Source organism: Streptomyces polyasparticus (assembly GCF_014493765.1).
Classification (GTDB): domain Bacteria; phylum Actinomycetota; class Actinomycetes; order Streptomycetales; family Streptomycetaceae; genus Streptomyces; species Streptomyces polyasparticus.
This window is the reverse complement of the sequence record NZ_JACTVJ010000007.1, coordinates 242,305-256,244: the sequence shown is the minus strand read 5'-3', so window position 1 is coordinate 256,244 and position 13,940 is coordinate 242,305. Positions and strand designations below refer to the sequence as shown.

Here is a 13,940-nt window from a genome sequence, read left to right as displayed (position 1 = left end):
ATTAGCGCACGACGCGCCCAGTCCCAAAATCGATACCGGGTCATCCCGGGGGAGAACCCCTGGGGCCCCCGCCGGCCAGGCAGGAAACGTTTACTCGTCCTCTGCGAGCGTGAGCTCGATACCGCCGACGAAACCGGCGGAGAGGTTGTAGATGAACGCTCCGAGCGTGGCGAGCGCCGTGGCGAGGACCACATCGATCACCGCGATGATCGAGGTGAACATCAGGACCCGCGGCAGCGAGAGAAACGCCTGGAGGTCGAATCCATTGGACTCGTTCGACCCCGTGGCCTCCGAGATCGTCCCGCCGACCGTGGAGAAGACGCCCATGGCGTCCATGACCATCCACAGGACGGCGGCGGCGACGATCGTGCAGATGCCCAGGGCGATGGAGAGCAGGAAGCTGACCTTCATGACCGACCACGGATCGGCCTTCGCGACCCGCAGCCGCGCCTTGCGCGTACGCGGCGTAGTCCGCGCACCGGTCCGCGCACGGCGTACGGCACCCTCGGGAGGCGCCGGGTAGGCCTGCGGCGGGTGGTAGGGACCGGCCGGACCACTCGGCTGACGCTCACCGGGCAGGGGCCCGGCGGCGTAGTCGGCCTGGGCCGCGGTCTCCGAAGCGTAGGCCTGGGGCCCTCGCGTATCCGTCACTGTTCCCCCCTGCGCTGCGTGCTCAGACTCGGCGGGGCCACGGCCGCCTTCCGGTCCGGGTCCGTTCGTTCCGGCGCCCGTGGCTCCACTCACGTCCTGCACTCCTCGCGCTACTCGGTCTCGGGCGCCGTGCCCTCGTCCGTGCCTGCGGCCGTCTCACCCTCGGCCGACTCGTCGACGTCACCGTCGACTTCCTCCGCCTCGCGTCCGGCCTCGGCGTTACGAGCGATACCGACCACGGCATCGCGCTTGCCCAGGTTGATCAGTTGGACGCCCATGGTGTCACGGCCCGTCTCCCTGACCTCGTTGACTCGCGTACGAATCACACCGCCGCCAAGGGTGATGGCGAGGATCTCGTCGAGCTCCTCGACCACCAGCGCGCCGACGAGCGAGCCACGGTCCTCCACGATCTTGGCGGCCTTGATGCCGAGGCCGCCGCGACCCTGGACGCGGTATTCGTCGACGGCGGTCCGCTTCGCGTACCCACCATCAGTTGCGGTGAACACGAACGTACCGGGCCGGACGACATTCATCGAGAGGAGCTCATCGCCTTCGCGGAAGCTCATGCCCTTGACGCCCGAGGTCGCGCGGCCCATCGGGCGCAGCGCGTCGTCCGTTGCGGTGAACCTGATGGACTGGGCCTTCTTGCTGATGAGCAGCAGATCGTCCTCGGCGGAGATCAGCTCGGCGCCGATCAGCTCGTCGTCCGAACCGTCGTCCGTCTCACGCAAGTTGATGGCGATGACACCACCCGAGCGGGGCGAGTCGTAGTCCTTCAGCGAGGTCTTCTTGACCAGGCCCGACTTGGTCGCGAGGACCAGGTAGGGGGCCGCCTCGTAGTCCCTGATCGCGAGGATCTCGGCGATCTGTTCGTCGGGCTGGAAGGCGAGCAGATTTGCGACGTGCTGGCCGCGCGCATCGCGTCCGGCATCGGGCAGTTCGTAGGCCTTCGCCCGGTACACCCGGCCCTTGTTGGTGAAGAACAGCAGCCAGTGGTGCGTGGTCGAGACGAAGAAGTGGTCGACGATGTCGTCTTCCTTGAGCTTCGTCCCGCGCACGCCCTTGCCGCCCCGCTTCTGCGAGCGGTAGTCCTCGGTCTTGGTGCGCTTGATGTAGCCGCCGCGGGTGATCGTGACGACGATGTCCTCTTCGGCGATCAGGTCCTCCATGGACATGTCGCCATCGAAGGGCACCAGGGCGGAGCGGCGGTCCTCGCCGAACTTCTCGACGATCGCGGCCAGTTCCTCGCTGATGATCTGGCGCTGGCGCTCGGGCGAGGCGAGGATCGCGTTGTACTCGTTGATCTTCGCCTGCAGCTCGTCGTGCTCGGCGACGATCTTCTGGCGCTCCAGGGCGGCGAGCCGGCGCAGCTGCATCTCGAGGATCGCGTTGGCCTGGATCTCGTCGATCGAGAGCAGGTCCATCAGGCCCGTACGCGCGACGTCGACCGTCTCGCTGCGCCGGATGAGCGCGATGACCTCGTCGATGGCGTCCAGGGCCTTGAGCAGACCGCGCAGGATGTGGGCGCGCTCCTCGGCCTTGCGCAGCCGGAACTTGGTGCGCCGGACGATGACCTCGACCTGGTGGCTGACCCAGTGGCGGATGAACGCGTCGAGAGAGAGCGTGCGCGGGACGCCGTCGACCAGGGCCAGCATGTTGGCGCCGAAGTTGGTCTGCAGGTCCGTGTGCTTGTACAGGTTGTTCAGGACGACCTTGGCGACCGCGTCGCGCTTGAGCACGATCACCAGGCGCTGGCCCGTACGCGAAGAGGTCTCGTCGCGGACGTCGGCGATGCCGCCGACCTTGCCGTCCTTCACGAGGTCGGCGATCTTCTGCGCGAGGTTGTCCGGGTTGACCTGGTACGGCAGCTCCGTGACCACCAGGCACTGGCGGGCCTGGATCTCCTCGACGGCGACGACCGCGCGCATCGTGATGGAGCCACGGCCCGTGCGGTACGCCTCCTCGATGCCCTTGCGGCCGACGACGAGGGCGCCGGTCGGGAAGTCGGGGCCCTTGATGCGCTCGATGAGCGCGTCAAGGAGCTCCTCATGGGAGGCCTCGGGGTTCTCCAGGTACCACTGCGCACCGGCCGCGACCTCGCGGAGGTTGTGCGGCGGGATGTTGGTGGCCATGCCGACCGCGATACCGGCGGAGCCGTTGATCAGCAGGTTCGGGAAGCGGGCCGGCAGGACGGTCGGCTCCTGGGAGCGGCCGTCGTAGTTGTCCGTGAAGTCGACGGTCTCCTCGTCGATGTCACGGACCATCTCCATCGACAGCGGCGCCATCTTGCACTCGGTGTAGCGCATGGCGGCCGCCGGGTCGTTGCCCGGGGAGCCGAAGTTGCCGTTGGAGTCCACGAGCGGCATCCGCATCGACCACGGCTGCGCGAGGCGGACCAGCGCGTCGTAGATCGAGGAGTCGCCGTGCGGGTGATAGTTGCCCATGACGTCGCCGACGACGCGGGCGCACTTGTAGAAGCCCTTCTCGGGCCGGTAGCCGCCGTCGTACATCGCGTACAGGACGCGGCGGTGCACCGGCTTGAGACCGTCACGGACGTCCGGCAGCGCGCGGGAGACGATGACGGACATCGCATAGTCGAGGTACGAGCGCTGCATCTCCGTCTCGAGCCCGACGGGCTCGATGCGCTGCGCGATGACGCCCTCTACAGGAGTGCTGGGAGTGTTCTCGTCGGCCATGGCCGTTCAAGATCCTTTCGAAGCTGTACGTGACCGACTCAGATGTCGAGGAAGCGGACGTCCTTGGCGTTGCGCTGGATGAACGAACGGCGTGCTTCCACGTCCTCGCCCATCAGCACGGAGAACAGGTCGTCGGCCTGCGCGGCATCGTCCAGCGTGACCAGACCGAGGACGCGGTGCTCCTGGTCCATGGTCGTGATGCGCAGCTCCTCGGCGTTCATCTCGCCGAGACCCTTGAAGCGCTGCACCGAGTCGTCCTTGATGCGCTTGCCGGCCTGGCGGCCCAGCTCGATCAGGGCGTCGCGCTCGCGGTCCGAGTACGCGTACTGGAAGTCGTCCCGGGTCCACTTGATCTTGTAGAGCGGCGGGCGCGACAGGTAGACGTGCCCGGCCTCGACCAGCGGCCGCATGAAGCGGAACAGGAAGGTCAGGAGCAGGGTGTTGATGTGCTGCCCGTCGACGTCGGCGTCCGCCATCAGGATGATCTTGTGATAGCGGAGCTTCTCGATGTCGAAGTCCTCGTGGACTCCGGTGCCGAAGGCCGAGATCAGCGCCTGGATCTCCTGGTTCTGCAGGATTTTGTCGATCCGCGCCTTCTCGACGTTGAGGATCTTGCCTCGGATCGGGAGGATCGCCTGGTACTGCGGGTTTCGGCCGGACTTGGCCGAGCCGCCGGCGGAGTCACCCTCGACGATGAAGATCTCGCACTTGGTCGGGTCGTTCGACTGGCAGTCGGACAGCTTGCCCGGCAGCGAGGCGGACTCCAGCAGACCCTTGCGGCGGGTGAGGTCACGCGCCTTGCGGGCCGCCACGCGCGCGGTGGCCGCGGCGATGGACTTGCGGACGATGTCCGCGCCCTCGTTGGGGTTGCGGTCCAGCCAGTCGGCCAGGTGCTCGTAGACCGCCTTCTGCACGAAGGTCTTGGCCTCGGTGTTGCCCAGCTTGGTCTTGGTCTGGCCCTCGAACTGCGGCTCGCTCAGCTTGACCGAGATGATCGCGGTCAGACCCTCGCGGATGTCGTCACCCGTGAGGTTGTCGTCCTTCTCGCGAAGGAGCTTCTTGTCGCGCGCGTACTTGTTGATCAAGCTCGTGAGAGCCGCGCGGAAGCCCTCTTCGTGGGTACCGCCCTCGTGCGTGTGGATGATGTTCGCGAACGAGTAGACACCCTCGCTGTACTGCGAGTTCCACTGCATCGCGACCTCGAGGGACAGGGACTTGTCCGTGTCCTCCGCCTCCAGCGAGATGATCGTGGGGTGGATCATCTCTCCCTTGCGGGAGTTGAGGTACTTCACGAAGTCGACGATGCCGCCTTCGTAGTGGTACGTGACCGACATGGCCTGGCCGTCGTCAGCGGTGTCGGCGGTGTCCGCGCCGCTGACCGCCTTCGCCGACTCCCGCTCGTCGGTGAGCTTGATCGTCAGGCCCTTGTTGAGGAAGGCCATCTCCTGGAAGCGCCGCGAGAGCGTCTCGAAGGAGTACTCGGTGGTCTCGAAGATGTCGGGGTCGGCCCAGAACGTGACCGCGGTACCGGTGTCGGTGGTGGCCTCGTGGCGCTCGAGCGGCGCGGTCGGCGCGCCCGCCTTGTACTCCTGCGTCCAGCGGTAGCCGTCCGTCTTGATCTCGACGGCGAGCTTGTACGACAGCGCGTTCACCACGGAGACACCGACGCCGTGCAGACCGCCGGAAACGGCATAGCCGCCGCCGCCGAACTTGCCGCCCGCGTGCAGCACGGTGAGCACGACCTCGACGGCCGGCTTCTTCTCGACGGGGTGGATGCCCACCGGGATGCCACGGCCGTTGTCGATCACGCGCACCGCGCCGTCGGCGAGGATCGTGACGTCGATGGTGTCCGCGTGGCCGGCGAGCGCCTCGTCGACCGCGTTGTCGACGACCTCGTACACGAGGTGGTGCAGGCCGCGCTCACCGGTCGAGCCGATGTACATGCCCGGCCGCTTGCGGACCGCGTCCAGACCCTCGAGGACGGTGATGGCGCTGGCGTCGTACACGGTCTCGCCGGCGGCGTCGGTGGACGGGATGTTCTCGTTGGGGTTGCCGGAATCGGCCACGAAGCGCCCTTTCTGGCACAGCACAAGCCAAGCTCCCGGCGAATGTCGGGAGCGGCTGCGTCGTTCGTATATGTCGGCGTTCCACACGCGCGCGTGTGAGGCGCGTGCCGCGTGAAGACGTGATGCAGCGTTCTGGCCCCGGACCCCCGAGGGGGCGGGATTGTCTCCCAGTCTACCGGTAGCGCCGACAGTAATGGGGGCTTGCTGGCCCTTGAGTCCGCATGTGCCGTCCTGAACCGGTCTCTCTCGACTCCCCATATGCGGAACGGGGCTCCAAGAGGCTCACACGGGCGCTCAGCGCTTCGGGCTGTCAACCCTTCACTACGGTGAGGGACGGCACGTCCCTACGCAGGGAAGGCGACTACCCGTACGTATCGCCGGGACCTGTGCTTCCGGGGGCGCGCAAGGGTCCGTAGCGCTTGGGGGGACCGCCGGGACCGAGGACCTTGATGAGGCGGACGGTGCCCTGGCCGAGGTCCTGGTTCAGGCGCGCGACCAGCTGCGGGGCGAGCAGCCGCAGCTGCGTGGCCCAGGCCGTCGAGTCGCACTGGACGGTCAGGACGCGCTCGTCCTCGTCGTACTTCTGCGGCACGCAGTGCTTGGCGAGGTCGTCGCCGACGATCTGCGGCCAGCGGCCCATCACGCCGCCCACGGCGGCCGGGGTCTCCCAGCCGCGCTCGCTGATCAGCCGGTTGATCGCGGCACCGAGCGGCAGCGGGTCGCGGCCGTCGGCGCGCGCCCCGGACCGCAGTCCGCCGCCCCGCCTGGCCTGCTTCTTCTGCTGCGCCTCGGCGCCGCGCGCGCGGGCCTGCTCCTTGGCGGCGCGCAGGGCGACACGGGCGAGGTCGATGCCGCTGGGCTCGGCCGGCTTGGGCTTCTCGGCCTCTCCGGGGTTCTCCTCTGCGGTCATACGCGGGTCACCTCGCCCTGCGACACGGAGTAGCGCACTCCGGAGAGCACCCCCGGAACGTCGTCGTCCACCGCCGCGGTCACCAGGACCTGCTCGCCCGGGGCCACCATTTCGGCGAGTCGTTCGCGTCGGCGCGTGTCCAGCTCGGCGAAGACGTCGTCGAGCACGAGCACCGGCTCGTTCCCCTCCGCGCGCAGCAGGTCGTACGAGGCCAGGCGCAGCGCGAGCGCGTACGACCAGGACTCGCCGTGGCTCGCGTACCCCTTGGCGGGCAGGTCGCCGAGCTTGAGCAGCAGATCGTCGCGGTGCGGTCCGGCGAGGGTCACGCCGCGCTCGATCTCCTGCTTGCGTACGCCTTCCAGGGCGGCGATCAGCTGCTCGTAGAGCTCCTCGCGGCTGGTCCCCGACCCTTCGGCGGACGGCTTGTACTCGAGAGCCAACGGGCCGCCGCCGGGCGCCAGTTGCTCGTACGCCTTGTCGGCGAGCGGCTGCAGCGCGGCGATCAGATCGAGCCGCTGGGCCAGCAACTCGGCGCCCGCACGGGCCAGATGCTGGTCCCAGACGTCGAGTGTGGACAGGTCCATCGAGCGGCCGCCGTGCCGGCGCGCCATGGCGGCGGACTTGAGCAGGGTGTTGCGCTGCTTCAGGACGCGGTCGTAGTCGGAGCGCACTCCGGCCATCCGCGGAGAGCGCGCCGTGACCAGCTCGTCGAGCAACTTCCGGCGCTCGCCCGGGTCGCCCTTCACCAGGGCGAGGTCCTCGGGCGCGAACAGGACCGTCCGTACTATCCCCAGCACGTCACGCGGTCTGACCTGCGAAGACCTGTTGATACGGGCCCGGTTGGACTTGCCGGGATTCAGCTCGAGCTCGACCATCTGCTGGCGCTCGCCCTGGCGGACCGCGGCGCGGATGACGGCGCGCTCGGCCCCCATCCGTACGAGAGGGGCGTCCGAGGAGACGCGGTGGCTGCCGAGCGTGGCCAGATAGCCGACGGCCTCGACGAGGTTGGTCTTGCCCTGCCCGTTGGGGCCCACGAACGCGGTGACGCCCGGGTCGAGCGGAACCTCGACCCGGGCGTAGGACCGGAAGTCGGCCAGCGACAGATGCGTGACGTGCATGGTGTGTGCCGACCTCCCCCGGCTACCTCATTCGCGGACAGCCGTGCACAGGCTGTGGATCAGTTCTCGCTCTTGGACTCGACGGCGTGGCCGCCGAACTGGTTGCGCAGCGCCGCGATCATCTTCATCTGCGGGGAGTCGTCCTGGCGCGAGGCGAAGCGGGCGAAGAGCGACGCGGTGATCGCGGGCAGCGGCACCGCGTTGTCGATCGCGGCCTCCACAGTCCAGCGGCCCTCGCCGGAGTCCTGCGCATAGCCGCGCAGCTTCTCCAGGTGCTCGTCGTCGTCCAGCGCGTTGACCGCGAGGTCGAGCAGCCAGGAACGGATGACCGTGCCCTCCTGCCACGAGCGGAAGACCTCACGCACGTCGGTGACCGAGTCGACCTTCTCCAGGAGCTCCCAGCCCTCGGCGTAGGCCTGCATCATGGCGTACTCGATGCCGTTGTGGACCATCTTCGAGAAGTGGCCGGCACCGACCTTGCCCGCGTGCACCGAGCCGAAGTCGCCCTCGGGCTTCAGGGCGTCGAAGATCGGCTGGGCCTTCGCGATGTTCTCGGCGTCGCCGCCGTACATCAGCGCATAGCCGTTCTGCAGGCCCCAGACGCCGCCGGAGACGCCGCAGTCGACGAAGCCGATGCCCTTGGCCGCGAGCTCTTCGGCGTGCTTCTCGTCGTCCGTCCAGCGCGAGTTGCCGCCGTCCACGACGACGTCGCCCGGCTCGAGCAGCTCGCCGAGCTCGTCGATGGTGGACTGGGTCGCGTCCCCGGCGGGGACCATCACCCAGACCACTCGGGGGCCCTTCAACTTGCCCACAAGCTCCTGCAGGCTGTGGACATCGGCGACGTCCGGGTTGCGGTCGTATCCGACGACGGTGTGGCCTGCGCGGCGGATGCGCTCGCGCATGTTGCCGCCCATCTTGCCGAGACCGACGAGACCGAGCTCCATCAGATGTTCCTTATATGTCGCGTGGTGGGCTTTCGTACCTACGTCCGAGCTTAAGCCCGGACGTAGGCAGCCACCTGTGGGGCCCTGGGGGCCCTTTGTCCTGGTACGTCAGCCGCTGAGACGGACCGGCATGATCAGGTACTTGTACGCGTCGTCCGCCTCGGCGTCCACGGCCGGCTTGCCGCTGAGCAGCGCAGGCTTGGTGGACGTGGTGAAGGACAGCTGCGCCACCGGCGAGTCGATGGCGCTGAGGCCGTCGAGCAGGAACGTCGGGTTGAACGCGATCGAGATGTCGTCGCCGTCGAGCCGGGCGTCGACCCTTTCCACAGCCTGTGCGTCGTCGGAGGAACCGGCCTCCAGGATCAGCACGCCCTGCTCGAAGCTGAGCCGCACCGGGGTGTTGCGCTCGGCGACCAGGGCCACGCGCTTGACGGCCTCGACGAACGGGGCGGTCTCGATGACCGCGACCGAGTTGAACTCCGTCGGGAAGAGCGTCTTGTACTTCGGCAGATCGCCTTCGAGCAGCCGCGTGGTCGTCCGGCGCCCCGCGCCCTCGAAACCGATCAGACCCTCACCGGCACCCGAGCCGGAGAGCGCGATGGTGACGCTGTCGCCGCTGGTCAGCGCCTTGGCGGTGTCCAGCAGGGTCTTGGCGGGCACCAGGGCGACCGCGGACGCGTCCGGCACCTCGGGCTTCCACAGGAACTCGCGGACCGCGAAGCGGTAGCGGTCGGTGGACGCCAGCGTGACGGTGTCGCCCTCGATCTCGATGCGCACACCCGTGAGCACCGGCAGGGTGTCGTCACGGCCGGCCGCGATGGCCACCTGGGCCGCGGCGGAGGCGAAGACCTCACCGGGGACAACGCCGGTCGCCGACGGCATCTGCGGCAGCGCCGGGTACTCCTCGACGGGGAGGGTGTGCAGCGTGAACCGCGAGGATCCACAGACCACCGTCGCCCGTACACCGTCTGTGGAAATCTCCACCGGCCGGTTGGGCAGCGCCCTCGTGATGTCGGCGAGCAGTCGGCCCGAGACCAGGACCGTGCCCTCCTCGTCGACCTCCGCGTCCACCGAGACGCGGGCCGAGACCTCGTAGTCGAAGCCGGAGAGGCTCAGCGCGCCTTCCTCCGCCTTCAGCAGAAGGCCCGCCAGGACCGGCGCCGGCGGTCGGGCAGGGAGGCTGCGTGCCGCCCAGGCCACCGCCTCCGCGAGTACGTCGCGCTCTACCCGGATCTTCACCGTAAGCCGCCTCCTGCTGATGCCTGGCTGCTCGCCCTGCTGGTCTGTCTTCGCTGTCTTGGTGGTTGGTCCGTCCCCAAGGTGGGGAGAACGCCGGGGACCAGTCTGACGCACCGCACTGACAGCTGGTGCCTGTCGGGGTCAAGTCGTGACGGGCGGGCAGAAGGCGACGCGCCTCGAGTTGTGCACAGCCCCCACTTCAAATCGATTCCAACCCTCTCTCTACTTGGTCGTAGTAGTAGGGGCTGTGGAAACCGTGGATAACCGCGTTGTCGCAGGTCAGACGCCAAATTTTGTCCACCGTGCCTGTGGGCGGCACCCGTGGATAACCCCGGTGAACTGTGGACGGCGGAAAGTTCTGCACACCTGATTCACAGCCGAGGGCCACTTCTCCCCAGCATCGTCCCCAGCTTTACCCACGTTGCCCACAGCCCAACCAGGCACCTTTGTGTGACGCCTTTCACTCGACCCGGTGAGATGGCGCGTTGCGTTGCCGAACAGTGGACAGGCGTGTGGAGAAGCTGGGGAATCCTGGGGACAACGCTCCGATCCCTGTGGGCAGCCGGTGGACAACTTCATCAACAGCCTGTGGGTACCGAGATCGTCCACAGTCTGTGGAGAACGGTTGTCCACGAATCCACAGGTGGCTGACCTGGGTTGATGAGGTGTCACTCGCTGCGGCTGTGGACACGATCTGGACAACTCCCCAGTCCCCAGGGTGTGGACGGGGTCTCCTGGGGATTTCTGTGGAGAAACAGTCCTGCACAGGGGCTATTCGAACAGCTCGGACGTACGGGAACGGCCGCTGTGCGCGCCCGAAACGGCGAAGGGCGCCCCGGGAGGTGTCTCCCGGGGCGCCCTTCGGCCCGCTGAGGGCCGCGTAACTCTGCTGCTGTCAGCCGTTCTTGATGCGGTTGGTGAGCTCGGTGACCTGGTTGTAGATGGAGCGGCGTTCGGCCATCAGGGCACGGATCTTGCGGTCCGCGTGCATCACCGTCGTATGGTCGCGGCCGCCGAACTGCGCGCCGATCTTCGGCAGCGAGAGGTCCGTGAGCTCGCGGCACAGATACATGGCGATCTGCCGGGCCGTCACCAGGACGCGGCTGCGCGAGGATCCGCACAGGTCGTCCACCGTCAGGCCGAAGTAGTCGGCGGTCGCGGCCATGATGGCCGTCGCCGTGATCTCGGGCGCGGAGTCCTCGCCGCCGGGGATCAGGTCCTTGAGGACGATCTCGGTCAGACCGAGGTCCACCGGCTGCCGGTTCAGCGAGGCGAAGGCGGTGACGCGGATCAGCGCGCCTTCGAGCTCACGGATGTTGCGCGAGATCCGCGAGGCGATGAACTCCAGGACCTCTGGCGGGGCGTTGAGCTGCTCCTGCACCGCCTTCTTGCGCAGGATCGCGATACGGGTCTCCAGCTCGGGCGGCTGGACGTCCGTGATCAGACCCCACTCGAAGCGGTTGCGCAGCCGGTCCTCCAGGGTGACCAGCTGCTTGGGCGGCCGGTCGGAGCTCAGCACGATCTGCTTGTTCGCGTTGTGCAGCGTATTGAAGGTGTGGAAGAACTCCTCCTGCGTCGACTCCTTGTCCGCGAGGAACTGGATGTCGTCGACGAGCAGGATGTCCATCTCGCGGTACCGCTTGCGGAAGCTGTCGCCCTTGCCGTCGCGGATCGAGTTGATGAACTCGTTCGTGAACTCCTCCGAGCTCACGTACCGCACCCGCGTACCGGGATAGAGGCTGCGCGCGTAGTGCCCGATGGCGTGCAGCAGGTGCGTCTTGCCCAGGCCCGACTCCCCATAGATGAACAGGGGGTTGTACGCCTTGGCCGGCGCCTCGGCGACCGCGACCGCGGCCGCGTGCGCGAAGCGGTTCGAGGCACCGATGACGAAGGTGTCGAAGAGGTACTTCGGGTTCAGACGCGCGGTCGGCTCACCGGGCCCGGTGGCCGGCGCGGGCTGCGCGGCGAGCGGCCCCGGGGCTCCGCTGGGCGTGGGCCCACCCCGGCTGCCCGTGCTGTCCGGCCCGCTCGGGCGCTGCTCGTAACCCTGCCGGCGCTGCTTCTCGTACGGGCTGCGCTCGCTCTCGTACGAGGGACGGTCGTTCTCGTACGACGGGCGCTCGGAGCGGTAGTCGCGCGGGGACTGCGGGGAGGCATAGGGGTCGCGCTCGGGGTAGCCGTCGCGCTCCGGGTAGCCGTCCCGCTGGGGAGTGCCGTAGTTGTCACCGTCCCGGTCGCGGTCCCTGTCCCGCTCCTGCGAGTTGTACGTCTCGCGCTCCGGCGATCCGTACGTGTCGCGCTCGGGGAAACCGAGGCGCGGCTGCTGCCAGCCGTAGTCGTCCTGCTGTCCGGGCCGCGGCCAGGCGCCGGGCTCGCGACGCTGGTAGTCGGGGTACGCCGGGCGGACCGTGGGCAGCGGGTCGTTCTGCTGTTCGTCGTGGCGGGCGGCTTCGTGCCGGCCTTCGCCGCGGCGCTCCTCGTCGCGGTGGCCCTCGTCCCGGCGTTCGTCGCGCCGGTTGTCCTCGCGCCGGGTCTCGTCGCGGCGGCTTTCGTCCCGCCGGTTCTCGTCCCGGCGGCCGTAGCTCTCGTACGGCGGGAGGTTCTGGCCGCTCTGTCCGCGCGAGCCCATCCCGGGGAAAGCGCCCGGGAGTTCGGGCTCCTCGAAACGCTCCGGTGCCTGCGGGGCCGGGGACGGCTGCGGTGTGAGCGGCAGCTCGCCCATCGACTCGTCGACCGTGATCGCGATCCGGATCGGACGGCCGCACTCGCGGCTCAGCGTCTCGCTGACGATCGGGGCCAGGCGCCCCTCGAGCCGGTTCTTCGCCATCTCGTTCGGAACGGCGAGCAGCGCGGTGTCCGCGACGAGCGCCAGCGGCTGGCAGCGCCGGATCCACTGGACATCCTTGGCCTCGACACCCGAGCCGTGCCCGTCGCGGCCCTCACCGAGCAGCTGTTCCAGCACTCGCGGCCAGACTGCGGCAAGATCGGCAGGTACGTCAGCCACAGGGCACGCTCTCTCACGAGGTCACGATGTCCCACGAAGGTGTGGTTCTGCGGGACGTAGGTGTACGGCGGGAAATTCGGGGTCGGTCCTCCCACGATCCTGGAGGGAATCGGCTCGGATGGGTGGGACGGGGGCGAAGCCGGGTGGGTTCGGGTCAATCCGAGTCCAGCCACGGTAGTCAGGGCGACGGCTGCGGTTCAAGTTGTTGTCCACAGGCTGTGCACAGTGTCGGTCATCGCCGGTCCCGGCGCCGATCTCCAGCTGGTTTGACCGGATGGCGTAGCCCCGCGTACCGTAACCAGGTCGAGTTGTCGATGGCTGCTGCCGCCTGCCTCCGATGGGCGTAGATCGCGCAAGTGATCGCTAGCGGTGCACTCGGGCGTAATCGCGAGCTACTCGTGGGCGCACGGTGACAGCCAGACGGCATCGTCCACCCGATTGATTTCTCTGGAGCCCCCGAGTGAGCAAGCGCACCTTCCAGCCGAACAACCGCCGCCGCGCCAAGACCCACGGCTTCCGCCTGCGGATGCGTACCCGTGCCGGCCGCGCCGTCCTGGCGTCCCGCCGCAGCAAGGGCCGCGCCCGCCTGTCGGCCTGATTCCGCAGGTCATGTCGTCGTGCTGCCTACCGAGCATCGGCTGAGGCGGCGCGAGGACTTCGCGACCGCGGTACGCCGGGGACGCCGGGCCGGACGCCCGCTCCTCGTCGTCCATCTACGCAGCGGTGCTGATCTCTATAGAGATGTGGACCCGCACGTGCCGGGGGAGAGCACTCCCCCGACGCGTGCGGGTTTCGTCGTGAGCAAGGCCGTGGGCGTGGCGGTCGTCCGTAACAAGGTCAAGCGTCGCCTCAGGCACCTGGTGCGCGAACGGCTGAGCGAGCTGCCCCCCGGTAGCCTGGTAGTCGTACGAGCGCTGCCCGGAGCGGGTGACGCCGACCATGCACAGCTGGCCCGGGACCTGGACGCCGCGCTCGCGCGGCTTCTGTCAGGGGGCGCGCGATGAAATACCCACTGCTGGCTTTGATCAAGCTCTACCAGTGGACCATCAGCCCACTCCTCGGGCCGGTGTGCAAGTACTACCCGTCGTGCTCCCACTACGGCTTCACGGCCATCGACCGGCACGGCGCGATCAAGGGAACAGGGCTCACCGCCTGGCGCATCCTGCGCTGCAATCCGTGGTCGCACGGTGGTGTCGACCATGTACCACCGCGCAAGCGGCCGCGATGGCACGAAATGCTGCGCAACGCCTGGCGCAACCGGGGCGGGAAGGCCCCCACCGAGACTCCGTCCCACGCTCAAGGAGCCTGATTA

Annotated in this window: 11 protein-coding genes; 3 read left to right on the top strand and 8 right to left on the bottom strand. The window is 68.3% G+C overall.

All coding sequences use genetic code 11. The features are described from left to right. Positions 1-90 precede the first annotated feature (90 nt). The 8 genes from H9Y04_RS16835 to dnaA form a co-directional block, all read right to left on the bottom strand. Positions 91-744, bottom strand: coding sequence for a DUF3566 domain-containing protein (locus tag H9Y04_RS16835; protein ID WP_187814697.1), 654 nt, complete (start codon positions 742-744; stop codon positions 91-93). A 17-nt stretch (positions 745-761) separates the two neighbouring features. After that, positions 762-3,347, bottom strand: a complete 2,586-nt coding sequence (gene gyrA, locus H9Y04_RS16830) for a DNA gyrase subunit A (RefSeq protein ID WP_187814696.1) — start codon at positions 3,345-3,347, stop codon at positions 762-764. Between the two features lie 38 nt (positions 3,348-3,385). Further along, positions 3,386-5,437: a DNA topoisomerase (ATP-hydrolyzing) subunit B gene (gene gyrB / locus H9Y04_RS16825; protein WP_187814695.1), complete on the bottom strand. Its 2,052-nt coding sequence runs from the start codon at positions 5,435-5,437 to the stop codon at positions 3,386-3,388. 337 nt (positions 5,438-5,774) lie between these two features. Further along, the gene (locus tag H9Y04_RS16820) at positions 5,775-6,323 is read right to left on the bottom strand and encodes a DciA family protein (RefSeq protein ID WP_187814694.1); all 549 of its coding nucleotides are present in this window, start codon (positions 6,321-6,323) and stop codon (positions 5,775-5,777) included. Further along, complete coding sequence (recF, locus tag H9Y04_RS16815; protein ID WP_187814693.1) at positions 6,320-7,441, bottom strand: DNA replication/repair protein RecF; 1,122 nt, start codon at positions 7,439-7,441, stop codon at positions 6,320-6,322. The genes H9Y04_RS16820 and recF overlap by 4 nt, the downstream gene beginning before the upstream one ends. A gap of 59 nt (positions 7,442-7,500) precedes the next feature. Further along, positions 7,501-8,385 carry a phosphogluconate dehydrogenase (NAD(+)-dependent, decarboxylating) gene (gene gnd / locus H9Y04_RS16810; RefSeq protein ID WP_187814692.1) on the bottom strand — a complete coding sequence of 295 codons (885 nt, stop codon included), beginning with the start codon at positions 8,383-8,385 and terminating at the stop codon, positions 7,501-7,503. Positions 8,386-8,493: 108 nt separating this feature from the next. Further along, positions 8,494-9,624 carry a DNA polymerase III subunit beta gene (gene dnaN, locus H9Y04_RS16805; protein ID WP_187814691.1) on the bottom strand — a complete coding sequence of 377 codons (1,131 nt, stop codon included), beginning with the start codon at positions 9,622-9,624 and terminating at the stop codon, positions 8,494-8,496. 895 nt (positions 9,625-10,519) lie between these two features. Next, entirely contained in the window at positions 10,520-12,628 is a 2,109-nt protein-coding gene (dnaA, locus tag H9Y04_RS16800) for a chromosomal replication initiator protein DnaA (protein ID WP_187814690.1), read from the bottom strand. A 460-nt stretch (positions 12,629-13,088) separates the two neighbouring features. On the opposite strand from dnaA, the gene rpmH reads away from it, so the two are divergent. From rpmH to yidD, 3 genes are read left to right on the top strand one after another with little or no spacing between them, the layout of a single operon-like run. Continuing rightward, positions 13,089-13,226, top strand: a complete 138-nt coding sequence (gene rpmH, locus H9Y04_RS16795; protein ID WP_016644655.1) for a 50S ribosomal protein L34 — start codon at positions 13,089-13,091, stop codon at positions 13,224-13,226. A gap of 19 nt (positions 13,227-13,245) precedes the next feature. Then, complete coding sequence (rnpA, locus tag H9Y04_RS16790) at positions 13,246-13,632, top strand: ribonuclease P protein component (protein ID WP_187814689.1); 387 nt, start codon at positions 13,246-13,248, stop codon at positions 13,630-13,632. Then, positions 13,629-13,937, top strand: a complete 309-nt coding sequence (yidD, locus tag H9Y04_RS16785) for a membrane protein insertion efficiency factor YidD (protein ID WP_052578308.1) — start codon at positions 13,629-13,631, stop codon at positions 13,935-13,937. The genes rnpA and yidD overlap by 4 nt, the downstream gene beginning before the upstream one ends. Positions 13,938-13,940: the final 3 nt, after the last annotated feature.

What these genes read in the sequence shown, in the direction of transcription:
- gyrA (WP_187814696.1), bottom strand. Translation starts at nt 3,347, where the DNA reads ATGGCCGACGAGAACACTCCCAGCACTCCTGTAGAGGGCGTCATCGCG.
- H9Y04_RS16820 (WP_187814694.1), bottom strand. Translation starts at nt 6,323, where the DNA reads ATGACCGCAGAGGAGAACCCCGGAGAGGCCGAGAAGCCCAAGCCGGCC.
- recF (WP_187814693.1), bottom strand. Translation starts at nt 7,441, where the DNA reads ATGCACGTCACGCATCTGTCGCTGGCCGACTTCCGGTCCTACGCCCGG.
- gnd (WP_187814692.1), bottom strand. Translation starts at nt 8,385, where the DNA reads ATGGAGCTCGGTCTCGTCGGTCTCGGCAAGATGGGCGGCAACATGCGC.
- yidD (WP_052578308.1), top strand. Translation starts at nt 13,629, where the DNA reads ATGAAATACCCACTGCTGGCTTTGATCAAGCTCTACCAGTGGACCATC.